Raw genomic sequence first — 21876 nt, 5'->3', positions numbered from 1 at the left:
TTTTGGCTCAACCGAGGAGTGTCCTGTGGAAATCGCGTGTCTCGACCTGGAAGGTGTACTGGTCCCGGAAATCTGGATCGCCTTTGCGGAAAAAACCGGCATCGAGTCGCTCAAGGCGACCACCCGCGACATTCCCGACTACGACGTGCTGATGCAGCAGCGCCTGCGCATCCTCGACGAGCATGGCCTGAAACTGAAGGACATCCAGGACGTGATCGCCACGCTCGAGCCGCTGGAAGGCGCCGTGGAGTTCGTCGACTGGCTGCGTGAGCGTTTCCAGGTGGTGATTCTCTCCGACACCTTCTACGAGTTCTCTCAGCCGCTGATGCGTCAGCTCGGCTTTCCGACCCTGCTGTGCCATCGCCTGATCACCGACGAGAATGATCGCGTTGTCAGCTACCAGCTGCGTCAGAAGGATCCCAAGCGCCAGTCGGTCATCGCCTTCAAGAGCCTGTACTATCGCGTGATCGCCGCTGGCGATTCGTACAACGACACCACCATGCTCAGCGAAGCCCACGCCGGCATCCTGTTCCATGCCCCGGACAACGTGATCCGCGAGTTCCCGCAGTTCCCGGCGGTGCACAGCTATGCCGACCTCAAGCAGGAATTCCTCAAGGCGTCGAATCGCACGCTGAGCCTGTGACCGCCCAACTGCTGTCGTGAAAACGCCGCGATTTCCCTGAGGAGTCGCGGCGTTTTTCTTGCGGCTCGCGTTGAGCTACAGGCGTTCCAATGTTTCCAGCAGGACCTTCACCTTGGTCACCGACTCCTGGTACTCGGCCTGCCAGGCCGAGTCGGCGACGATGCCACCGCCGCCCCAGCAACTGACCTTGCCATCCTTGACCAGCAGGCTGCGGATGGCGATGGAGCTGTCCATTTCGCCGCGCACGTCCAGGTACAGCAACGAGCCGCAGTAGAGGCCGCGCCGGCTGGGCTCCAGTTCGTCGATGATCTGCATGGCGCGGATCTTCGGGGCCCCGGTGATCGAACCGCCGGGAAAGCTGCCGGCGATCAGGTCCAGTGCGTCCTTGCCGGGCGCCAGCTCGGCGGTCACGCAACTGACCAGGTGGTGCACGTTGGGGTAGCTCTCCAGGGCGAACAGTTCAGGCACCTTCACCGAGCCGATGCGGCAACTGCGGCCGAGGTCATTGCGCAGCAGGTCGACGATCATCAGGTTCTCGGCGCGATCCTTGCGGCTGGCCAGCAGCTCCTCGGCCTGGGCCAGGTCGTCCACGGCATCGACGCCGCGACGGCGGGTGCCCTTGATCGGACGGGTTTCCACCTGGCCCTCGCTGACCTTGAGGAAGCGCTCCGGCGAGAGGCTGAGGATGGCGTTGCCATCGCCCAGGTTCTGGAAGCCCGAGAACGGCGTCGGGCAGGCCTGGCGCAGCGCCAGGTAGGCCGCCCATGGGTCGCCTTCGCAGGGGGCCTGAAAGCGCTGGGCGAAGTTCACCTGGTAGCAGTCGCCAGCCAGGATGTACTGCTGGATGCGCTCGATCGCCTGGCGGTAATGGTCCTCGTCGATGTCGGCCTGGAACGGCTGGGACAGCCGGAAGCTCGCCTGGTCCTCGCGGCTCGGGGCCTCGAACAGTGCCAGCAGACGCTGCCGTTCGGCCTGCGGCAGTGCGGGGTGGAACAGCAGCTGGCTGGTGCCGAGCTGGTGATCGCTGATCAGTGCCCAGGCATACAGGCCGAAGCGCGCATCCTGCAGGGCGAGGTCATCGACGCTGTGTGCGGGCAGCGCTTCCAGGCGCCGACCGAAGTCGTAGGACAGGTAGCCGATCAAGCCGCCGACGAATGGCAGCTCCATCGCGCTCGGCGCCTCGGCGTTGCCGAGGCTGTGCAACGCGCCACGCAGGCGTTGCAGAAAAGCGTTGGCCGATTCGTCGTGCGCGGGCGCCAGTTCTGCCAATGGCCATGCGCTCATAAGGTCATAGCGTCCTCGCTTGGCACTCGGGCGTCCGGCGTCCAGCAATACGGCGCCGGGGGCCTGGCGGATGCGCTGGAAATAGTCGCCAGGGTCCGTCCGGTAGGGAAGAGGGTGCAGAGAACAGCTGGGCATGCGGGCAGTCGGGAATTGGCTGAAAGGGCGATTGTAGTCTGCCGCTAACATTCATCCTAGAGCTTCTGCCGGGTTTACTCCGGCGCACAGGGCTGATTAGTATTGAGCGCTTGCAGAACGTTGAACCGTTGTACCAGAACAATAATTAATGAAGGGATCCTGGCTATGGATGAAGTCATAGGTCCAGCCGCTGGAAGCCTGCAGCGTTCGAAACTTTCGCCGCCCCAGGCCTCCACCGAGTATCTGCTAAGACCCCAGGTGGAGGCTGCGCTGTCAGCCCATCCCCATGCCCGCCTCGTGCTTTTTTCCGCGCCTGCCGGCTTCGGCAAGACCACTGCCCTGATGGTGCTGGCCGAGCGACACCGCGAGGCTGGTGGTGCCGTGGCCTGGGTATCGCTGAGCGCCGATGATGACGACCCCGTGCGCTTCTTCCAGCAACTGATCGACGCGCTGGGGCGTGCCTTGCCGGGCCTGGGCGAGGATGCGCTGGGCTATCTGCGCAATACCATGCGCGTGCCGGTCGAGGCCGTCATGGAGAGCCTGCTGGCGGAAATGGCGCAGCGCAGCGAGCCGCTGCTGCTGGTGCTCGATGACCTGCACCTGCTCCAGGACCCGGAGCTGCTCGCCGCTCTCAACCGCCTGGCCAAGCTGGCGCCGGCGAGCTTCACCCTGGCCATCGGCAGTCGTTCGCAGCCGGCCCTGAGCCTGGCCACCCTGCGTGCCAAGGGCATGCTGCTGGAGTTCGGTGCCGACGAGCTGCGCCTCAACCCCGAGGAAGTGCGCAGCTATCTCGAGCGCAGCGGCCTGCAACTGGAGCCTGACGCACTCAAGGCCCTGTACAGCCACACCGAGGGCTGGATGGTGGGCGTGCACCTGGCCAGCCTGTGGCTCAGGCACCATCCGCAGCCCGCACAGCGGATGGCGGAGCTGGGCGCCGACCAGACGGCGGTAGGCGACTACCTGCTGCGCTCGGTGTTCGAACAGTTGCCGCAGGCGCGGCAGGAGCAATTGCTGGCGCTGGGTATCGCCCAGCAGCTCAGCGGTGATCTGGCCAACGCCTTGTGCGGGCGTCAGGATGGCCAGCAACTGCTGGAGGAACTGGAAGCCATGCAGCTGTTCCTCCTGCCGCTGGACCGTGAGCGGCAGTGGTACCGCTTCCACAACCTGTTCGCCGAATTTCTCCGCGCGCGTCTCAAGGAGCGCGATCCCGAACGCTTCAAACAGCTGCATTTCAACGCCAGCCTGTGGTTCACCAACCACCACATGCAGAACCTGGCCATCGAGCACGCCTGCCTCGCCGAGGATGCCGAGATGCTCGCGGCGTTGCTCGACGGCTGCGGCCTGGAGTTGATCAACCGTGGGCAGTTGAACCTGATCTACAAATGGCGCCAGCACGTACCGGACGACATCGCCCTGCGTTTCCCGGTGCTGGTGCTCGCCGATGTCTGGGTGCGGGCTGCCGAGCTGGGTTTGAACGAAGCCAATCGCATGCTCGACGAGCTGCTCGAGCGCTGGGGCGAGTCGCGCAGCAGCGGGCCGCTCAGCGACAAGTTGCTCGCGACCCTGGCGATCAAGGCGGTGATTGCCCTGCAGAAGGACGACCTGGATACCTGCGTCAGCCTGGCGCGTCGCATCGAGGCGCAGCTTGGTCAGCACACCGCCTTCCTCGAGGTGGCGATACTCACCGTCGGCGCGCTGGCCAACGTCATGCTTGGCCAGGCGGAGCAGGCGCGCAAGCTGCTGGCGCTGGCGCAGCAGCGCAACCACTTCCTCGAAGGCCGCTACCTGGACATGCAGCTGGCCAACGTGGAAATCCTGCTGTGTCTGGAACAGGGGCGGGTCAAGCAGGCGCAGCTGCTGTTCGACCAGTTGCGGGCGCGGATGATGCCCTGGTTCGGCGAGCGCTCGCGTGCGCTGGTTTTGCCGACCATCAGCGAATGCCTGATCGCCTACCAGCAGGGGCGCCTGGACGGCCTGCAGGATCGACTGCGCTGGGCGCTGGCGACCGTCGACGTGATCAACCCCATCGATCTCTACGCCCAGGCCATGCTCTGCCTGGCGCGGTTGCAACGTCTGCAGGATGCGCCCAAGGAGGCCAGCGCGACGCTGGTGCTGATGCAGAACCTGGCCGCGCGCAACAACTCCTGGCGCTTCTACGTGCAGGCGGTCGCCGACGAGATCGCGCTGACCCTGCAGGAACCGACGGCCGACCGCAGCAAGCGCGCCGAGCAGCGCCTGAAGTCGGTCGACTGGAACAAGCTGGCCGCGCACTACACCCAGCGCAGTTTCAATCCGGTGCTCTGGGCGCTCGGCCTCAGCCGCATTCGCCTGCAGCAGGCACGCGGACACTTCAGCGAGGCCCTGCACGAGATCACCCAGTTGCGCAGCCAGTTGCAGAACGGCTGGCACGGTCTGCACCGCCTGCGCCTGGATCTGCTGGCGGCCCTGAGCTACCAGCGGCTCGGCTATCAGGAGCGTGCGCAGAGCCTGCTGGTGCAGTGCCTGATCGGCGCCGAACGGGAAGAGGCGCGCAGCCTGTTCATCGAGGAGGGCGAGGCGATTCGCCAACTGCTCCAGCAGCTGGAGGCGGCCGAGCGCCAGCCAGCGCTGCAGGCCTTCATTCGCAGCCTGCTGTCCGCCTGGCCCGGGCAGGCGTCACGCCAGGCGCTGGACACGCTGGAGGAGGGGCTGACCGAGCGTGAACGCGAGGTGGTCTGTCTGGCGGCCAAGGGCATGTCCAACGAGGAGATAGGTCAGCAGCTGTCCCTGGCCCTGGGGACGGTCAAATGGCACCTGCACAACATCTACGAAAAACTCAAGGTGCGTAACCGCACTCAAGCCATCCGCCGTGCTCGCGAGCTGAGTCTACTGGAATCATGAATAGCCATAATCCCGTGTGCCAGGTCAGTGTGCCGTTGCTGCGCACCAAGCTTTATCCGGTTCATGCCGAGGGCGCACTGCTGCTGGAGCGCTCGGCACTGCTCGAGCGTCTGCTGGAGGCGCGCGAGCAGCGTCTGATCGTCCTCAGCGCTCCTGCCGGGTTCGGCAAGAGCACCGTGCTGAGCCAGCTGCGCGGTCGTCTGCAGCAGAACGGCGCGAGGGTCGCGTGGCTGTCCTGCGATGAAAGCGACAGTGAACCGGCGAGGTTCCTGCAGTATCTCGTGGCCGCCGTGCAGGCCGCCTGTCCCGGATTCGGCGGCAGCGCCTCGGCGTTGTTGCAGGGCGAGATCAGCTGGCCGCTGGAAGCGGTCATCGATGCCTTTCTCGATGACCTGAAGGCGCTGCGGGAAAACCTCTACCTGATGCTCGACGACTTCCACCGCATTCGTCATCCATCCCTTGGCCAGGGCTCGCGCTACCTGATCGAGCGCCTGCCCAGGCATGTGCGGCTGGTGGTCAGCACGCGCTATCAACCCCGTTTTCTCGAAGAGCCGCCATCGCTTGGCGCCTGGGCGTTCTGGCTCAAGGCGGAAGACCTGCGCCTGACCCGTGCAGAAACCGCCGCGTATTTCCGCGACATCAAGCGCCTTGCTCTGGAGGAGAGTGAACTCAACCAGCTGTACGCCCGCACCGAAGGCTGGATCACCGCGCTGCATCTGGCGGCACTGGCCTTGCCACGGCAACGTGATCGGGCAGCCTTTCTTGCCGGACTGTCGGGCGCCGAGCGCAACATCGCCGATTACCTGGCCGAGGACGTCGTCGCCAGCCTGCCGGAACCCGTGCAGCTGTTTCTCGACCAGACCTCGGTGCTCGACGAGTTCAACGCGCCACTGTGCAATGCCCTGACGGGCCGCCAGGACGGCGCCGAGATGCTCCGTCGCCTGCAGGGCGAGCAGCTGTTCGTGATCCCGCTGGACGAGCAGGGCGAATGGTTCCGCTATCACCACCTGTTCGCCGAGTTCCTGCAGGGGCGCCTGGCCAAGCGCGGCGATCCCGCGCACCTGCTGCATGCGGCTGCGCGTTGGTGCGAAGGGCGTGACCTGGCCGACAAGTCGATCAAGTACGCCCTGCGCGCCCGTGACTACGGCTTTGCCGCCGAGCTGCTGGAGCGCCAGGGCGCGCGCCTGATCGCCGGCAACCGGGTCTACGGCATCCTCGCCATTCTCAAGGACATTCCCCCGGTGGTGATCGCCGAGCAGCCGGTGTTCCAGATCTTCTATGCCTGGCAGCTGGCCTTCGAGCAGAAGTTCGCCGAATCCGAAGCGTTGATCGAGGAGGTCAGCACGCGCCTGACTCAGGGCCGCGGCAAGGGCATGCACTTTGGTCTGATCGAGCTGCTGGCGGCTGCCCAGGTGCTCAAGGCGCTGGTGCTGCTGTATCAGGACAAGCTCGAAGCCTGCCTCAAGGTCGCCGGCCACTGGCTGGCCCTGGTGCCGCAGAACCAGCCGGTGTTCCGCGCCAGCCTGGCCTGCGTGCAGGCGGCGGCATTCGCGCTGCTGGGCGAGTTCGGTGAGGCGGCCAAGGCGATTGCCGTGGCCCGCGAGAATCTGCGTCAGTGCGAGAGCGAGTACCTGCACGTGATGGCCAGCCTGATCGAGGCGCTGATCTGCAAGGAATATGGCGAGCTGGAGCGCGGCCGGGCCCTCGCCGAAACCGCACGCGCCCGCGTGGAGCAGGTGTTCGGCCGCCGCAGTCGGGTCGGTGGTCCGCTGGGACTGGCCTATGCCGATCTGCTGTACGAGCAGGACCGGCATGGCGCGATACTCGCCGAATTGCCGCTGGCCACGACCTGGCGCGACGTGGCGACACCGGTGGAGCTGATCAGTCGTGGCAAGCTGGTCATGGCACGGGCACGCTTCTTCGCAGGGGCTGCCGAGCAGGGCCTGGAAGAGCTGGACGAATGGCTGGCGGGCTTGCAGGGGCCGGGCTATGAACGGGTGTTCGCCATCGGCATGGGCTGCAAGGTGCAGTTTCTCCTGTGGCTGCGCCGGCCCAACGAGGCGCAGCGCATCTATCTGCAGCTGGAGCGCCACCTGGCGGCGCTGCCCATCGAGCGTTACGGCGACGCGCACACCGCGCTGGCACTGAGTCAGGCGCGCCTGGCATTGAGCGACCGGCGCGTAGACAAGGCACAAGCCAGCCTGGAGGCCTGCCTGGCCAAACAGGGGGCCGAGCATCAGCGTGACCGGCGCTTGCGCCTGAGCTTGTTACTTTCTGTGGCGTACTGGCGCAAAGGTAACAGCGACAAGGCCTTCACCCTGCTGCGCGCGACCCTGGAAGAAGCCTGGCAGTGCGGCTACCGCCGCCTGTTCCAGGACGACGCCATCTGGTTGCTGCCGCTCTGGGAAGCCTGGCACGAGGCCGAGCCGAAGCCGGCGGCGGCCTGGCAGGGCGTGGCCGAGATGCTTCGCGAGCAGTGTCGCCGGCTGTCTATCGACCCTGAAAGTTTCGAGGAAAATCAGGATGTTAGCCACCGCGAGCGGGAGATCCTGCGGCTCGTGGCCGCCGGCCTTTCCAATCGCGACATCGCCCAGGCGGTGCACCTGTCCGAGGCCACCATCAAATGGCATCTGCACAACCTGTTTTCCAAGTTGGGGGTACGCAGTCGTACCCAGGCGGTGCTCAAGGGCAAGAGCCTGGGATTGCTCAGTGAGGCATGAAGGGAATTGAGGAACGTCCTACCTGCTCCATCCCTTGGATGGGCTGGCAGGGGCGGGGTGGGTTAGTAGCTTGTAGCCATCTCGGAGCGCCATGCGCTGCGTGAATCCAAACCTGGCGTACCTAGGGAAGCCGCGACAGGTCTGGTGATCGGCATGAGCCGATCAGGCTGCTCGTGACAGGACGTCACCGGCAGAGCCCGGGGACCCCCCATTTGAACTGTGGAGATAACAACAATGATGACCCTGAAAAAACTCGCTCTTGCCGCCGCCGTCATGGCTGTTCCGTTCATGGCCCAGGCCGACCTGAAAGCGCTGGATGACTCCGACCTGGCCGGCGTCACCGGTCAGGCTGGTATCAGCATCGCCGGTAACTTCGATGCCACCATCGGCTCGATTGTCTACACCGATACCGAAACCGGTGTCAGCGACGGCAGCAACAGCCTGAGCCTGAACACCGTCACCCTGTCCGGCTTCAACATCGACGAAGCCAACCCGCTGACCATCGATGTGGTCGACAACAAGCTGGAAATCGGCCTGCCGGGCATCAACGGCGGTGTCGCTGTGGACGCCGTGAAGATCGGCAACGGCACCATTGGTGGCGTCGCCATCAACGGTCTCGACATGGCCGGCTCCACCGTCAAGATCTGGGGTCATTGATCCTCGCTTGAGCTGATCCGCAGGAGCTCTGCCGCTGTTCGCGGCCGGGCTCCTGTCTCGTTGTATGCAGTCGCGGATTGACCAATGATCGAAATTCTCGTGGGCAGCCTGATCGGTTTGTACGGTTTCACCGAGGCTGTCGACACCAAGCCGCAGCCAGCCGGGACGGTGAACATCACTCAGCCGCTGCTGCCCAATGGCCCGCTGCGCGAGTCGGTGGTGCTGGAGCCGATGAGTCAGTTGCAGTTTCGCAACGTGATTCGCCAGGCCTACGACTACAGCTGCGGCTCCGCGGCCCTGACCACGCTGCTCGACTACTTCCTGGGGCGCAACCTGGAAGAGCGCCAGGTGATGGAGGGGCTGCTGCATTTCGGCGAGGCGGAAAAGATCGTCGAGCGGCGCGGTTTTTCGTTGCTCGACATGAAGCGCTTCGTCACCGCCCTGGGCTACAAGAGCGGCGGTTTCCGGGCTGCGTTCGATGACCTTGCGCAGCTCGAACACCCGGCCATCGTGCCGATCGAGTACGCCGGCTTCAAACATTTCGTGGTGGTGCGCGATGTCTACAACGACCACGTGTTCATCGCCGACCCGGCGCTGGGCAACATCAGCTTCACCCGCGTGCGTTTCGAGGAGATATGGGATCAGAACGTCCTGTTCGTGATCTTTCCCAGTGGCAACGAGCCGGCCAACGCCATGGCGCTGACCGACCGTGACCTGCGCATCATCGATGACCGCACCATCAGCATGCTGGCTTTCCGCGAGTTTCCGCAGATGGCCAAGTTCACCACGAATCAGGCCGACCGCTTAGGGTCGGGAGGCGACATCCAGTACATTCGCCGCAAGTGATTCACCCGGCATAACAATAACGATCTGGGGATAGCGTCATGGGAGTTTGGGGGTACGCATGGCTGGCCATGCTGGCGCTTGCTGCAGCACAACCGGTCCTGGCCGAGGAGGCCACGGTCGACGATGCGCGTGATGCGCTGACCAAGAAGGATGATGACGCCGACAGCGCCAAGGCGCTGGAAGAGGTGTTCCAGGCCGCCGAGAAGAGCTACACGCTGCTCAAGAAGGGCGAGCGTACGCTGACCTACGGCTTCGACTACTCGTTGTTGCGCGATACGCAGATCCAGACCGTGCGCACCGGGCAGAACGTCTACAGCGTGATCGGCCAGAGCGAGGCGCAGCACACCTTCACCAACTCCTTCACCTTCGACTACGGCGTCTGGGACAACCTCACCTTCAGCATGCGTGTGCCGTTCCTGGCCAAGTACGACACCGAACGCGACCTCAGCACCTACAGCCTCGGCGACGTCTCCGCCAGCCTGCGCTGGCAACCCTGGTCGTCCGAGCGCGGCCGGCCGGTCACCACCCTGTTCGCCACCCTTGGCCTGCCGACCGGGGACAGCCCCTACGACGTCAGCCTCGACGATGGCCTGGCCACCGGCAACGGCTACTACAGCCTGGGCGTCGGTGCCAACATGTCCTACGTGATCGACCCGGTGGTGCTGTTCGGTTCGCTGGGTTACACCTACAACCTGCCGATCCGCGATGCCGACCAGGTGCGTGGCGGCCGCCTGCTGGAAGAGGTCGAGCCCGGCTCCAGCCTGTCGCTGAGCATGGGCTTCGCCTACGCACTGTCCTACGACGTCTCGCTGGCGACATCGCTGCAGATGGCGCACAACCTGGCGCCGACGTTCAAGTTCAGCGACGTCACGCTGGAAGGGAACGAACAGACCAGTGCGGTGATGAACTTCTCGCTGGGCCTGCGCACCGCGCCGAACACCATCGTCAACGTCAATGCCGGTTTCGGCATGACCGAAGATTCGCCCGATGTCCTGCTCGGGATCTCCATGCCCCTTGATATCAAGGGCCTCAAGGCCGAGTAAGCAGCGAGCGAACCGGATATGAATCATCTTGCCAAGCTGCAGGCGCTGCTGCTGGTCGGGTTGGTCGCAGCTTGCGTCCTGCCCGCACAGGCGCAGTTGGCCAACAACCTGACCATCGGCAACCCCAAGGCCATGGCCATGGGCAACGCCGTGACCGCCGACTCCACCGGCATCGATGCCGTGCACTACAACCCGGCCGCCCTGAGCAAGCTCAAGGGGCGGCAGACGACGGTCAAGCTGCTCAGCGGGGTGATGGACATTCGCGCCAAGTTCGAGGCCCGCGAAGGCTATGGCTTCATGGGCTACGACGACGACCCGTTCAAGAACTCCAGCAGCCGCACGCTGACGCCTACCATGTACCTGCCCGGCGTCGGCGGGATGACCGAGCTGCCGCTCCTGGTGGCGCCGCTGGCGGGGTTGTCGATCAACCCGCCAGGCTCGAAGTTCACCTTCGCCACCAATGTCTACGCACCCATGGCGCTGGGCTATTCACGAGACTCGGACGACGATCCGGGCCGTTTCCAGGGGCGCCAGGTGTCGTTGCAGCGCATCACCTACTTCTCGCCGTCGCTGGCCTACCAGGTCAACGACGAGCTGTCCCTGGGCTTGTCCATCGGCTTCTCTCACCAGGCGGTGGCGCTCAACCAGGACTTCCGCAACCCCGGCATGCTCACCGGCCTGACCCGCATTCTCAACGAAGCGCTGTGCCTGCCAGGCCTGGGCGACATCGTCGGATCGATCATCAACGTCTGCAGTGGCAAGATCGGCCCGTTCGACTCGTTGGCCAATCTCGATCTCGACCTCGAACAGAGCCTGTCGCCGACCTACAACCTGGGCATTCTCTGGGAGCCGACCGACTGGTTCGCCTGGGGGGCGACCTACCAGAGCGAGGCGCGGATGAACCTCAAGGGTAAGTACCGCATCGACTACAGCGAGGACTGGGCGGGCTTCTGGTCGGGCCTGCAAGGCTCGCTGTTTGGCCAGATCCTCAGCCCGATCTTCCCTTATGGGGTCGACCAGGAGTCTGGCAACGCGTCCTTGAAACTGACCTATCCGGACGCCTTCAGCACCGGTATCAAGGTACGCCCCTTCGACAAGTGGCAGTTCAACCTGGACCTGCGCTGGGTTGGCTATAGCGACTGGAACAACTTCGAGATCGAGTTCGACCGCGAGCTGGATCTGCTGCGCATCGCCAAGACCTTCGGCGGCGGTAACGCCACCAGTCGCAGCATCATTCTCGACCGTGGCTATCGTGACACCTGGAGCTGGGGCGTCGGTGTGCAGTACGACGTCAATGATCGCCTGGCCTTGCGCGCCGGCTACGAGTACCGCCCCTCGGCCATTCCCGAGAACAAGGCCGACGTGCTGGCGCCGGTCGGCGATGCCGATCTTTACGGCCTGGGTCTGGGGTACCGCTGGGACAAGGACAGCACCATCGATATCGGCTTCAACTACTTCGTTTCCAAGCAGAACATTCCGGCGGGCAGCAGTTGCAACGTCAGCTGCGAAGGCCTGGACAACCTGGTCTACAACCCCTACGCCGGGCTCAACGTGGAAACCACGGTCAAGGCCTACATCTTCTCCATGACCTATACCTCGAGGTTCTGAGACCATGCGCAGGCTCGCGTTCGCTCTGCTGCTCCTGCCCGTCGCCTGGCAGGCCGATGCCAGCAGCCGTTATCTGACCTGGGTCGACGAGCAGGGCCGGGTGCACAACACCTTCGTCGATACACGCTTCGCCGAGCAGCAACGTCAGGCGAGGCTGCATGCGGAAAAAAGCGACCAGGCCCGTCTGGGCGAGGGGGGCGCCTGGCCGGGAAGTGCGCCGAGCACCGGGGAGAGCAAGCGCCGCTATTTCACCTGGGTCGATGGCAATGGCCAGCTGCAGAACAGCTTCTATGCCGGTGCACAGGTCGCTGGCGCGTCCGGGAACGACCACGTGCTGGCCAGTGGCGAGCGGGCAGGGGACTACATCGATTCGGAGGTGCTGGAAGGTCGTGGTTTCTCCCGGGGTACCTCCGACAGCCCTTACTACACCTGGGTCGACGAGCAGGGGCGCATGCACAACTCGTCCGTCCCGACGCGCTCTGGCCGGTCCGAGGCCGAGGCGCCCTCCAGCGTTCGTTACAGCGAAGGCCGGCAGATCGAGTTCGAACGCGGCAAGCCGGCGCTACCCATGCTCGACGGGCAACCGACCGCCGCCATGCAGGCGTTGCTCGCCGGCAGCCAGTCGCGTGGTGACGGGCTGTACAGTGAATTGTCGACACGCTGCTGTGGCCAGTTGCGCGACAGCGAATTCACCGTGCTTTCGGCCGAAGAGCCGCGTTACGAGGAGCTGGACCGCTTCTCGCCGAGCTTCGATTTTCCCATGGGACGCAGCTACTACGCGGCCGTGAAATTGCCGGCATCACGGCGCAGCTATGGCTTGCGGGTGCGCAGTTTCGCCAATCGCCAGGTGGTCTATCCGTCACTGCTGTTTCTCGATGAAGCCAAGCAGCCGACCCGGCTGGTCAGCGATGCGGTGTATCAGCTGCACCCGGAAACCTGGTACCGCTACGCCTTCATCGAGGGTACGGTGCAGGTGCGTGCCGAACGCGGCGAGCGCTACGTGCTGCTGATCACCACCGACGAGGACCGCAGCCTGCAGACGCTCGACAACAAGCCGTTCAAGCGCCCCTTGCAGGCGCTGGCGGTGGATGAGGCGGGCATGCAGCGCCATGCGCATGCCGATGAAGGGGCCTTCGAGCTGGCGATCATGCGCTAGGGGGCGATGTGGATAGGGAGGCCCGCCATGCGCGGGCGGGCAGCAGCCTCCCTGCAAGGCAGGGAGGCTTGGGCGTCAGACTTCCTTGCTGACGACGTGGCCGAACAAGCCCTGGGAGAAGCGTACGCGTTCCTCGGCGTCTTCCTGCAGACCCTTGGCTTTCAGCTCTTCCAGATGGGCCTCCACCGCGTGGGCGCGATGGGTCAGGCCGCAGTCGTTGGCGATCTGGATGTTCAGGCCCGGGCGGGCGTTGAGTTCGAGGATCAACGGCCCCTTGTCCTGGTCCAGGACCATGTCCACGCCGATGTAGCCCAGGCCGCAGAGCTCGTAGCAGCCGGCGGCGAGCTTCATGAAGCCATCCCAGTTCGGCAGTTGCACGCCATCCACCGCGTTGGTGGTGTCCGGGTGCTTGCTGATCTTGTTGTTCAGCCAGGTGCCGCGCAGGGTGACGCCGGTGGCCAGGTCGACACCGACGCCGATGGCGCCCTGGTGCAGGTTGGCCTTGCCGCTGGACTGCCGTGTTGGCAGGCGCAGCATCGCCATCACCGGGTAGCCCATCAGCACGATGATACGGATATCCGGTACGCCCTCGTAGCTGATGCTCTTGAAGATGGTGTCCGGGGTCACGCGGTACTCGATCAGTGCGCGATCACGGTGGCCACCGAGCGAGTACAGCCCGGAGAGGATGCTGGAAATCTGCTGCTCCAGCTCCTCATGGCTGACGATCTTGCCGGAGACGGTCTTGAAGCGATCCTCGAAGCGGTCCGCGATCACCATGATGCCGTCACCGCCAGCGCCCTGCGCCGGCTTGATGACGAAGTCGTTGCGCCCGGCGATGATCTGGTCGAGCTTGTCGATGCCTTTCTCGGTATCGATGATGCCGTACAGCTCCGGTACATCGATACCGGCCTCGATGGCGCGTTCCTTGGTGATGATCTTGTCGTCGACGATGGGGTACAGGTGCCGTTTGTTGTACTTCAGCACGTAGTCCGCATTGCGTCGGTTGATGCCCATGATGCCTTTGGCTTCAAGGGCCTTCCACGTCTTGATCAGGCCGAACATGGTCTTAGTCCTTGAGGAAGGCTTTGAAACGGAACAGTTCGGTCAGGCGGTAGCCGCGGTAACGACCCATCGCCAGCATGAAGCCCACCAGGATCAGCAGGATCGCCGGGAAGGTGAACACGAAGTACACCAGCTCCGGAACCATCATCAGCAGGTGTGCGACGGTGGCGGCGAACAGGGTACCGATGGCGACCTTGAAGGCATGGCCGCCGCCGCGCTCTTCCCAGGTGATCGACAGGCGTTCGATGGTCATGGTCAGGATCACCATCGGGAACAGGGCGACGGACAGGCCGCGCTCCAGGCCCAGCTTGTGGCTGAACAGGCTGATGGCCGCGATCAGCACCACCACGAAGGTCAGCACCACCGACAGGCGTGGCAGCATCTGCAGCTTCAGGTGTTCCAGGTAGGAGCGCAACGACAGGCCGAGCGCCGTGATCACGGTGAACAGGAAGATGCCGAAGCCCAGCTGGGTTTCGCGGAAGGCCAGGGCGATCAGCACCGGGGTAAAGGTCCCCAGGGTCTGCAGGCCACCCAGGTTGCGCAGGATGAGGATCACCAGTACGCCGATCGGGATCATGACCATGATCATGAAGGTCTGCTGGGTCTGCAGGGGCAGGCCGTACAGCGAGTACTCGAGGAAGCTGGCGTCGGTGTTCTCGTCGGTCAGCTTGGCCAGGCGGATGGCATTCATCTCGCTGTTGTTCAGGCTGAAGCTGACCTGGGCCTGACGACCCCCTTCGAGGTTGACCAGCTCTTCGTCACCGATCCACCAGACCAGGCGATCGGCGGGCAGGCCCTGCTCGCCGGATTCGGGATTGAAGTACAGCCATTTTTGGCCATTGAAGCTGCGCAGCCACAGCTCGGGCGACTGGGCGACCTCGGCCTGCAGGCGAATGGTGTGCACGCGTTCCATCGGCACGTGAGCGATGGACAGCAGCAGCTCGACGACCTTGGCCTTGTTGACGGTGGACGCGTCGCCGCCGAGCAGCAGCTTGACGTTGTCGTCGTTGGCGTTGTTGACGCGCTTGATGGTCTCGCTGATGAAGGTCTCGACATCCGCGGAATGCTGGCGGATCGGTGCGAGCAGGGCTTCTGCGGCGATCTTTTCCGGGCCCTCCACGGCAATGCTGTCACGGAAGATCGGCCCCTTGGCAGGCGCCTGCTCGCCGCTGTAACGCTTGGTCAGCACCAGGCGGTAGTAGAGGGTCTGCTTGCCGTTGGCGCGACGGGCCGACCAGGTGACGCGGCGATTGCCGTCGACACGGTTGACGCTGACGCCATAGTTGTTGGAGATGAAACTCTCGTTGAGGCTCACGTAATCCTGGTTCAGCGGCGGTACGAACATCTGCAGCTTGACCGGCTCACGCGGGCTGGCCTGAAACTCGACCTTGGCGTCGATGTTCCACAGATCGTCGGTCTCGTCCTCGGTCACCGGGATGCCGAGAATGAAGATTTGGTATGCCGTAATCAGAACGCCCAGGGTCACCAGCAGGGTGATCAGGACTTTCAGATGCAGGTTCAGAGAGCGCATGGGAATTACTCGCCAGGGGTTGCGTCATCGGTGCAGCCGGGTTTTCCAGCTGCATATTTTAGGCTTGGATCGACCATGGCACCGAAATGCTTGAGGGCTTCGGAGCCGATCAGAAGCGGGTATTGGAATGCACTTCGGTCGGTCAAGTTCACTTCAATTGTGCGCAGGGCCTGCCCCATGCACAGTTCAAGGTCGATTACAGGGCGCGCGGTGTAGGTCTTGCCCTCGTCCGGATCGTAGTCGCCGGCACGGCGTTTGATCTTGCTGATGCGCGCCAGAGGGCGCTCGATCGTGCGCTCGTGGGTGTCGTCGATGGCCAGCACGAAACGCACCCAGGTTTCCCCGTCGCGTTTGAAACGTTCGATGTCTCGGGCGCTGAGCGAGGCGGTCTTGGCGCCGGTGTCGAGCTTGGCTGCCACCTGGAGGTCGAGCTCTTCGATGTAGATGTATTCGTTCAGGCCATAGACGGACTTGCCCATGGCCAGAGCAGGGCAGGACAGGGTCAACAGGCAGAGCAGCAAGGAGAAGGGTTTCAGTCTCATGAGTCCTTGAGAGGTCTTGCCAGGAGAGGGTGATGAACAGCGCCTGGAGGCATCCTGCCAGACAGCTGTCCGCCATGAAGTCTAGCAGGCGAGGCAGCGGACGCTGGCCGGGCTTGAGTTCGGCGAATTCTAGCATGGGGATTTTCCATGCTGACAGACGCTTATGTAGCTTTCTGCAAGTAAGGTGGCGCTTTTCAGACCTGGCCGAGTTGAAAATATTGTCGACAATACTTTGGTCTGCTTTGACTGGTTCGGCTTTTAAGCGTAGTTTTGCGCCTATCGAAATGCTCTGGTGTCGACAATCATGCTGCTCGAATCGAATGAACTGGTCACGCCTCAGGCGGATTCGGAAACACTTTCCGAGCATGTCTTTCGCTTGATCCAGGCGGCCATCGTCAAGGGCGAGATCGCTCCTGGCAGCAAGATCTCCGAGCCGGAGCTGGCGCGTACCTATGGCATCAGTCGCGGCCCGTTGCGTGAGGCGATTCACCGCCTGGAGGGGCAGAAGCTGCTGGTGCGCGTCCCGCACGTGGGCGCACGGGTCGTATCGCTGAGCCATGCCGAGCTGATCGAGCTGTACGAGATCCGCGAATCGCTGGAAGGCATGGCCTGCCGCCTGGCCGCCGAGCGCATGACGCAGACGGAAATCGACGAGCTGCGCCGGGTGCTGGAACTGCACGAGCAGGACGCCGCTTTCAAGGCGGGGGTCGGCTACTACCAGCAGGAAGGCGACTTCGACTTCCACTACCGGATCATCCAGGGCAGCGGCAATCGTACCCTGGCCAAGCTGCTCTGCGACGAGCTGTATCAGCTGGTGCGCATGTATCGCCTGCAGTTTTCCGCGACGCCCAACCGGCCGCGCCAGGCGTTCGCCGAGCATCACCGCATTCTCGATGCCATCGCCGACCGTGACGGCGAACTGGCCGAACTGCTGATGCGCCGTCATATCGGCGCTTCCAAGCGCAACATCGAGCGCCACTACGTTGCCCAGAACGGGCAGGGCGCGCTCACCACTCCATCCAAGACCCGAGGTGATTCATGACTCAGCTTTCCGCCGGCCAGCGTTTCCGCCAGGCCCTCGCCATCGAGAGTCCGCTGCAGGTAATCGGTGCGATCAACGCCAACCACGCGCTGCTGGCCAAGCGCGCGGGCTTTCGCGCCATTTATCTGTCTGGCGGTGGTGTGGCAGCCGGCTCCCTCGGTTTGCCGGACCTGGGCATCAACACTTTGGATGACGTGCTGACCGACGTGCGGCGCATCACCGATGTCTGCGACCTGCCGCTGCTGGTGGACATCGACACCGGCTTCGGTCCCAGTGCCTTCAACATCGAGCGCACCATCAAGAACCTGATCAAGGCCGGTGCCGCCGCGGCGCACATCGAGGACCAGGTCGGCGCCAAGCGCTGCGGTCACCGTCCGGGCAAGGAAATCGTCTCCTGCGAAGAAATGGTCGACCGCGTGCGTGCTGCCGCCGATGCCAGGACCGACCCCGATTTCTTCCTCATCGCCCGCACCGACGCCATCCAGGCCGAAGGCGTGGACGCGGCCATCGAACGCTGCCAGGCCTACGTCGAGGCCGGTGCCGACGGCATCTTCGCCGAGGCAGCGTATGACCTGCCGACCTACAAGCGTTTCGTCGATGCGCTGAACGTGCCGGTACTGGCCAACATCACCGAGTTCGGTGCCACGCCGCTGTTCACCCGCGACGAACTGGCCTCGGTCGGCGTCGCCATCCAGCTCTATCCGCTGTCCGCCTTCCGCGCGGCGAACAAGGCGGCCGAGAGTGTCTACACCTCGATTCGCCAGAACGGCCACCAGAAGGACGTGATCGAGCTGATGCAGACCCGTGCCGAGCTCTATGACCGTATCGGCTACCACGCCTTCGAGCAGAAGCTCGATGCGCTGTTCGCCGCCGGCAAGAAATAAAGACAAGAACAAAGATTCGAGGAGATAACCATGAGTGCTACTGAAACCACCCCTGGCTTCAAACCGAAGAAGTCCGTCGCCCTGAGCGGCACCGCCGCCGGCAACACCGCGCTGTGCACCGTTGGCCGTACCGGTAACGACCTGCATTACCGTGGCTATGACGTGCTCGATTTCGCCAATCGCTGCGAGTTCGAGGAAATCGCCCACCTGCTGGTCCACGGCAAGTTGCCGAATGTCGCTGAGCTGGCCGGATACAAGGCCAAGCTCAAGGCGCTGCGTGGCCTGCCGGCCGGGGTCAAGGCCGCGCTGGAGCAGCTGCCGCCGTCCGCCCATCCGATGGACGTGATGCGTACCGCGGTGTCCGTGCTCGGTTGCCTGGCGCCGGAGAAGGACGATCACAACCATCCGGGTGCCCGCGACATTGCCGACAAGCTTATGGCCTCGCTGGGTTCGGCGCTGCTGTACTGGTACCACTACAGCCACAACGGCAAGCGTATCGAGGTGGACACCGACGATGACTCCATCGGCGGCCACTTCCTCCATCTGCTGCACGGCGAGAAACCGCGCGAGTCCTGGGTGCGTGCCATGCACACCTCGCTCAACCTGTACGCCGAGCACGAGTTCAATGCCTCGACCTTCACCTCGCGGGTGATCGCCGGCACCGGCTCGGACCTGTTCTCCTGCATCGCCGGTTCCATCGGTGCGCTGCGCGGGCCGAAGCACGGCGGCGCCAACGAAGTGGCCTTCGAAGTGCAGAAGCGCTACGACAGCCCGGACGAAGCCGAGGCCGACATCCGTGCCCGGGTCGAGCGCAAGGAGGTGGTGATCGGCTTCGGTCACCCGGTCTATACCGTCAGCGACCCGCGCAACAAGGTGATCAAGGAAGTGGCTCGCGAGCTCTCGGTGGAGCAGGGCAACAGCAAGATGTACGACATCGCCGAGCGCCTGGAGAGCGTGATGTGGGACATCAAGAAGATGTTCCCCAACCTCGACTGGTTCAGCGCCGTCAGCTACCACATGATGGGTGTGCCCACCGCGATGTTCACCCCGCTGTTCGTCATCGCCCGCACCGCCGGCTGGTCCGCGCACGTCATCGAGCAGCGCATCGACGGCAAGATCATCCGCCCGAGCGCCAACTACACAGGCCCCGAAGACCTGAAGTTCGTGCCGCTCAAGGATCGTAAATAATCATGACCGACACCGTGAATAGCCAATACCGCAAGCGCTTGCCCGGTACCGCGCTGGATTACTTCGACGCCCGTGAGGCGGTCGAGGCGATCCAGGCCGGCGCCTGGAGCAAGCTGCCCTACACCTCGCGCGTGCTCGCCGAGCAGCTGGTACGTCGCTGCGCGCCGCAGGACCTGACGGCGTCGCTGGAGCAACTGGTCTATCGCCGGCGCGACCTGGACTTCCCCTGGTATCCGGCGCGCGTGGTGTGCCACGACATCCTGGGGCAGACCGCGCTGGTCGACCTGGCCGGCCTGCGCGATGCCATCGCCGACAAGGGCGGCGATCCGGCCAAGGTCAACCCGGTGGTGCCGACGCAGCTGATCGTCGACCACTCCCTGGCCGTGGAGGCCGCGGGGTTCGATCCGGATGCGTTCGAGAAGAACCGCGCCATCGAGGACCGCCGCAACGAGGATCGCTTCCACTTCATCGACTGGACCAAGACCGCGTTCAAGAACGTCGACGTGATCCCGGCCGGCAACGGCATCATGCACCAGATCAACCTGGAGAAGATGAGCCCGGTGATCCAGGCACGTGGCGGCATCGCGTTCCCCGACACCTGCGTCGGCACCGACTCGCACACGCCGCACGTCGATGCGCTGGGCGTGATCGCCATCGGCGTCGGCGGCCTGGAGGCCGAGACCGTGATGCTTGGCCATCCGTCGATGATGCGCCTGCCTGATATCGTCGGCGTCGAGCTGACCGGCAAGCGTCAGCCGGGCATCACCGCCACCGATATCGTCCTGGCCCTGACCGAATTCCTGCGCAAGGAGCGCGTGGTGGGTGCCTACGTCGAGTTCTTCGGCGAAGGGGCCGACAGCCTGTCCATCGGCGACCGCGCGACGATCTCCAACATGTGCCCGGAATACGGCGCCACGGCCTCGATGTTCTACATCGACGAGCAGACCGTCGACTACCTCAAGCTCACCGGTCGCGAGCCGGAGCAGGTGGCGCTGGTCGAGCACTACGCCAGGACCCTGGGGCTGTGGAGCGATGCGCTGACAAGCGCGGAGTACGAGCGGGTACTGCGTTTCGATCTGGGCAGCGTGGTGCGCAACATGGCGGGGCCGTCCAACCCGCATCGACGCCTGCCGACCTCGGCCCTGGCCGAGCGCGGCATCGCCGATGAAGCCAAGCTGCAGTCCGGCAAGGGCGAGGAAGCCGAGGGGCTGATGCCCGACGGCGCGGTGATCATCGCGGCCATCACCAGTTGCACCAACACCTCCAACCCGCGCAACGTCGTCGCGGCCGGTCTGGTGGCGAAGAAGGCCAATGCCCTGGGGCTGGTACGCAAGCCCTGGGTGAAGACCTCGTTCGCGCCAGGCTCGAAGGTCGCCAGGCTGTATCTGGAAGAGGCCGGCCTGCTGCCGGAGCTGGAGAAGCTCGGCTTCGGCATCGTCGCCTACGCCTGCACCACCTGCAACGGCATGTCCGGTGCGCTCGATCCGCAGATCCAGAAGGAGATCATCGACCGCGACCTGTACGCCACCGCCGTGCTCTCGGGCAACCGCAACTTCGACGGGCGCATCCATCCCTATGCCAAGCAGGCCTTCCTCGCTTCGCCGCCGCTGGTGGTGGCCTACGCCATCGCCGGCACCGTGCGCTTCGATATCGAGCAGGACGCGCTGGGTACCGATGCCAACGGCAATCCGGTCACCCTGAAGGACCTCTGGCCGAGCGACGAGGAGATCGACGCCATCGTCGCCGCCAGCGTGAAGCCGGAGCAGTTCCGCCAGATCTACATTCCGATGTTCGACCTCGGTAGCGTGCAGGAGGCGGAAAGCCCGCTGTACGACTGGCGACCGATGTCCACCTACATCCGCCGTCCGCCGTACTGGGAAGGCGCGCTGGCCGGCGAGCGCACGCTCAAGGGCATGCGTCCGCTGGCGATCCTGCCGGACAACATCACCACCGATCACCTGTCGCCGTCCAACGCCATCCTGGCGGACTCGGCGGCGGGCGAGTACCTGGCGAAGATGGGCCTGCCGGAGGAGGACTTCAACTCCTACGCCACCCACCGTGGCGATCACCTGACCGCGCAGCGTGCCACCTTCGCCAACCCGCAGTTGGTCAACGAGATGGTCGTGGTCGACGGGCAGGTCAAGAAGGGCTCGCTAGCCCGCGTGGAGCCGGAAGGCAAGGTCATGCGCATGTGGGAGGCGATCGAAACCTACATGAACCGCAAGCAGAACCTGATCATCGTTGCCGGTGCCGACTACGGCCAGGGCAGTTCGCGCGACTGGGCGGCCAAGGGCGTGCGTCTGGCTGGCGTGGAAGTGATCGTCGCCGAAGGCTTCGAACGCATCCACCGTACCAACCTGGTGGGCATGGGCGTGCTGCCGGTGGAGTTCAAACCGGGTACCACGCGCCTGACCCTGGGCCTGGACGGCACCGAGACCTACGACATCGAAGGCGAGATCTCGCCGCGTTGCGAGCTGACCCTGGTGGTCAATCGCCATGACGGTGAAGTGCTCAAGGTACCGGTGACTTGCCGCCTGGATACCGCTGCCGATGTCAGCGTGTACAAGGCTGGTGGTGTGCTGCAGCGCTTCGCCAAGGACTTCCTCGAAGGCGCGGTGGCCTGACCTCGCTGGGTGGATCACGCCTCATTCATCT

The 21876-nt window shown here is 64.2% G+C and carries 16 protein-coding genes; 12 read left to right on the top strand and 4 right to left on the bottom strand.

All coding sequences use genetic code 11. From position 1 onward, the window contains the following. Positions 1-25: 25 nt before the first annotated feature. Positions 26-643: a bifunctional phosphoserine phosphatase/homoserine phosphotransferase ThrH gene (gene thrH, locus FIV02_RS12605; RefSeq protein ID WP_037047735.1), complete on the top strand. Its 618-nt coding sequence runs from the start codon at positions 26-28 to the stop codon at positions 641-643. A 75-nt stretch (positions 644-718) separates the two neighbouring features. Here the strand turns inward: thrH and pabB are convergent, their stop codons facing one another. After that, positions 719-2062 (bottom strand): aminodeoxychorismate synthase component I, encoded by a 1344-nt coding sequence (pabB, locus tag FIV02_RS12600; protein ID WP_152488802.1) that lies wholly within the window; start codon positions 2060-2062, stop codon positions 719-721. A gap of 165 nt (positions 2063-2227) precedes the next feature. Here pabB and FIV02_RS12595 point away from each other — a divergent pair, with 165 nt between their 5' ends. The 7 genes from FIV02_RS12595 (at position 2228) to FIV02_RS12565 (ending at position 12972) form a co-directional block, all read left to right on the top strand. Further along, a complete protein-coding gene (locus FIV02_RS12595; RefSeq protein ID WP_152488801.1) occupies positions 2228-4942 on the top strand; it encodes a LuxR C-terminal-related transcriptional regulator in 2715 nt (904 codons plus the stop codon). Beyond that, positions 4939-7662 (top strand): LuxR C-terminal-related transcriptional regulator, encoded by a 2724-nt coding sequence (locus FIV02_RS12590; protein WP_037047729.1) that lies wholly within the window; start codon positions 4939-4941, stop codon positions 7660-7662. Before FIV02_RS12595 ends, FIV02_RS12590 begins: the two co-directional genes overlap by 4 nt. A gap of 234 nt (positions 7663-7896) precedes the next feature. Further along, complete coding sequence (locus FIV02_RS12585; protein ID WP_152488800.1) at positions 7897-8319, top strand: DUF6160 family protein; 423 nt, start codon at positions 7897-7899, stop codon at positions 8317-8319. A gap of 84 nt (positions 8320-8403) precedes the next feature. Then, positions 8404-9165, top strand: a complete 762-nt coding sequence (locus FIV02_RS12580; protein ID WP_037047722.1) for a C39 family peptidase — start codon at positions 8404-8406, stop codon at positions 9163-9165. 38 nt (positions 9166-9203) lie between these two features. Next, a complete protein-coding gene (locus FIV02_RS12575) occupies positions 9204-10208 on the top strand; it encodes a transporter (RefSeq protein WP_152488799.1) in 1005 nt (334 codons plus the stop codon). 18 nt (positions 10209-10226) lie between these two features. Next, positions 10227-11816: an outer membrane protein transport protein gene (locus tag FIV02_RS12570; RefSeq protein ID WP_152488798.1), complete on the top strand. Its 1590-nt coding sequence runs from the start codon at positions 10227-10229 to the stop codon at positions 11814-11816. A gap of 4 nt (positions 11817-11820) precedes the next feature. Then, positions 11821-12972, top strand: coding sequence for a MalM family protein (locus tag FIV02_RS12565; protein ID WP_152488797.1), 1152 nt, complete (start codon positions 11821-11823; stop codon positions 12970-12972). Positions 12973-13047: 75 nt separating this feature from the next. Here FIV02_RS12565 and FIV02_RS12560 read toward each other — a convergent pair whose 3' ends face one another. The 3 genes from FIV02_RS12560 to FIV02_RS12550 are packed head-to-tail and all read right to left on the bottom strand — an operon-like array spanning position 13048 to position 16107. Next, positions 13048-14034 carry an alpha-L-glutamate ligase-like protein gene (locus tag FIV02_RS12560; protein WP_037047711.1) on the bottom strand — a complete coding sequence of 329 codons (987 nt, stop codon included), beginning with the start codon at positions 14032-14034 and terminating at the stop codon, positions 13048-13050. 4 nt (positions 14035-14038) lie between these two features. Further along, positions 14039-15565, bottom strand: coding sequence for an inactive transglutaminase family protein (locus FIV02_RS12555; protein ID WP_037047708.1), 1527 nt, complete (start codon positions 15563-15565; stop codon positions 14039-14041). Positions 15566-15570: 5 nt separating this feature from the next. Next, positions 15571-16107, bottom strand: coding sequence for an ATP-dependent zinc protease (locus FIV02_RS12550; protein ID WP_037047706.1), 537 nt, complete (start codon positions 16105-16107; stop codon positions 15571-15573). A gap of 304 nt (positions 16108-16411) precedes the next feature. Between FIV02_RS12550 and FIV02_RS12545 the strand changes: the two genes are divergently transcribed. From FIV02_RS12545 to acnD, 4 genes are read left to right on the top strand one after another with little or no spacing between them, the layout of a single operon-like run. Beyond that, positions 16412-17149 carry a GntR family transcriptional regulator gene (locus tag FIV02_RS12545; protein ID WP_152488796.1) on the top strand — a complete coding sequence of 246 codons (738 nt, stop codon included), beginning with the start codon at positions 16412-16414 and terminating at the stop codon, positions 17147-17149. Further along, positions 17146-18033 carry a methylisocitrate lyase gene (gene prpB / locus FIV02_RS12540; protein ID WP_037047702.1) on the top strand — a complete coding sequence of 296 codons (888 nt, stop codon included), beginning with the start codon at positions 17146-17148 and terminating at the stop codon, positions 18031-18033. The genes FIV02_RS12545 and prpB overlap by 4 nt, the downstream gene beginning before the upstream one ends. 30 nt (positions 18034-18063) lie before the next feature. Further along, positions 18064-19221, top strand: coding sequence for a 2-methylcitrate synthase (prpC, locus tag FIV02_RS12535; protein ID WP_037047700.1), 1158 nt, complete (start codon positions 18064-18066; stop codon positions 19219-19221). A 14-nt stretch (positions 19222-19235) separates the two neighbouring features. Beyond that, complete coding sequence (gene acnD, locus FIV02_RS12530) at positions 19236-21845, top strand: Fe/S-dependent 2-methylisocitrate dehydratase AcnD (protein WP_172979217.1); 2610 nt, start codon at positions 19236-19238, stop codon at positions 21843-21845. Positions 21846-21876 lie beyond the last annotated feature (31 nt).

Source organism: Pseudomonas sp. THAF187a, from assembly GCF_009363395.1.
GTDB classification, from domain to species: domain Bacteria; phylum Pseudomonadota; class Gammaproteobacteria; order Pseudomonadales; family Pseudomonadaceae; genus Aquipseudomonas; species Aquipseudomonas khazarica.
This window is presented reverse-complemented; position numbering and strand designations above follow the sequence as displayed.

What these genes read in the sequence shown, in the direction of transcription:
- FIV02_RS12580 (WP_037047722.1), top strand. Translation starts at nt 8,404, where the DNA reads ATGATCGAAATTCTCGTGGGCAGCCTGATCGGTTTGTACGGTTTCACC.
- FIV02_RS12555 (WP_037047708.1), bottom strand. Translation starts at nt 15,565, where the DNA reads ATGCGCTCTCTGAACCTGCATCTGAAAGTCCTGATCACCCTGCTGGTG.
- FIV02_RS12545 (WP_152488796.1), top strand. Translation starts at nt 16,412, where the DNA reads ATGCTGCTCGAATCGAATGAACTGGTCACGCCTCAGGCGGATTCGGAA.
- FIV02_RS12590 (WP_037047729.1), top strand. Translation starts at nt 4,939, where the DNA reads ATGAATAGCCATAATCCCGTGTGCCAGGTCAGTGTGCCGTTGCTGCGC.
- FIV02_RS12560 (WP_037047711.1), bottom strand. Translation starts at nt 14,034, where the DNA reads ATGTTCGGCCTGATCAAGACGTGGAAGGCCCTTGAAGCCAAAGGCATC.
- prpC (WP_037047700.1), top strand. Translation starts at nt 18,064, where the DNA reads ATGAGTGCTACTGAAACCACCCCTGGCTTCAAACCGAAGAAGTCCGTC.
- FIV02_RS12570 (WP_152488798.1), top strand. Translation starts at nt 10,227, where the DNA reads ATGAATCATCTTGCCAAGCTGCAGGCGCTGCTGCTGGTCGGGTTGGTC.
- prpB (WP_037047702.1), top strand. Translation starts at nt 17,146, where the DNA reads ATGACTCAGCTTTCCGCCGGCCAGCGTTTCCGCCAGGCCCTCGCCATC.
- pabB (WP_152488802.1), bottom strand. Translation starts at nt 2,062, where the DNA reads ATGCCCAGCTGTTCTCTGCACCCTCTTCCCTACCGGACGGACCCTGGC.
- FIV02_RS12550 (WP_037047706.1), bottom strand. Translation starts at nt 16,107, where the DNA reads ATGAGACTGAAACCCTTCTCCTTGCTGCTCTGCCTGTTGACCCTGTCC.
- FIV02_RS12595 (WP_152488801.1), top strand. Translation starts at nt 2,228, where the DNA reads ATGGATGAAGTCATAGGTCCAGCCGCTGGAAGCCTGCAGCGTTCGAAA.
- FIV02_RS12565 (WP_152488797.1), top strand. Translation starts at nt 11,821, where the DNA reads ATGCGCAGGCTCGCGTTCGCTCTGCTGCTCCTGCCCGTCGCCTGGCAG.
- FIV02_RS12585 (WP_152488800.1), top strand. Translation starts at nt 7,897, where the DNA reads ATGATGACCCTGAAAAAACTCGCTCTTGCCGCCGCCGTCATGGCTGTT.
- FIV02_RS12575 (WP_152488799.1), top strand. Translation starts at nt 9,204, where the DNA reads ATGGGAGTTTGGGGGTACGCATGGCTGGCCATGCTGGCGCTTGCTGCA.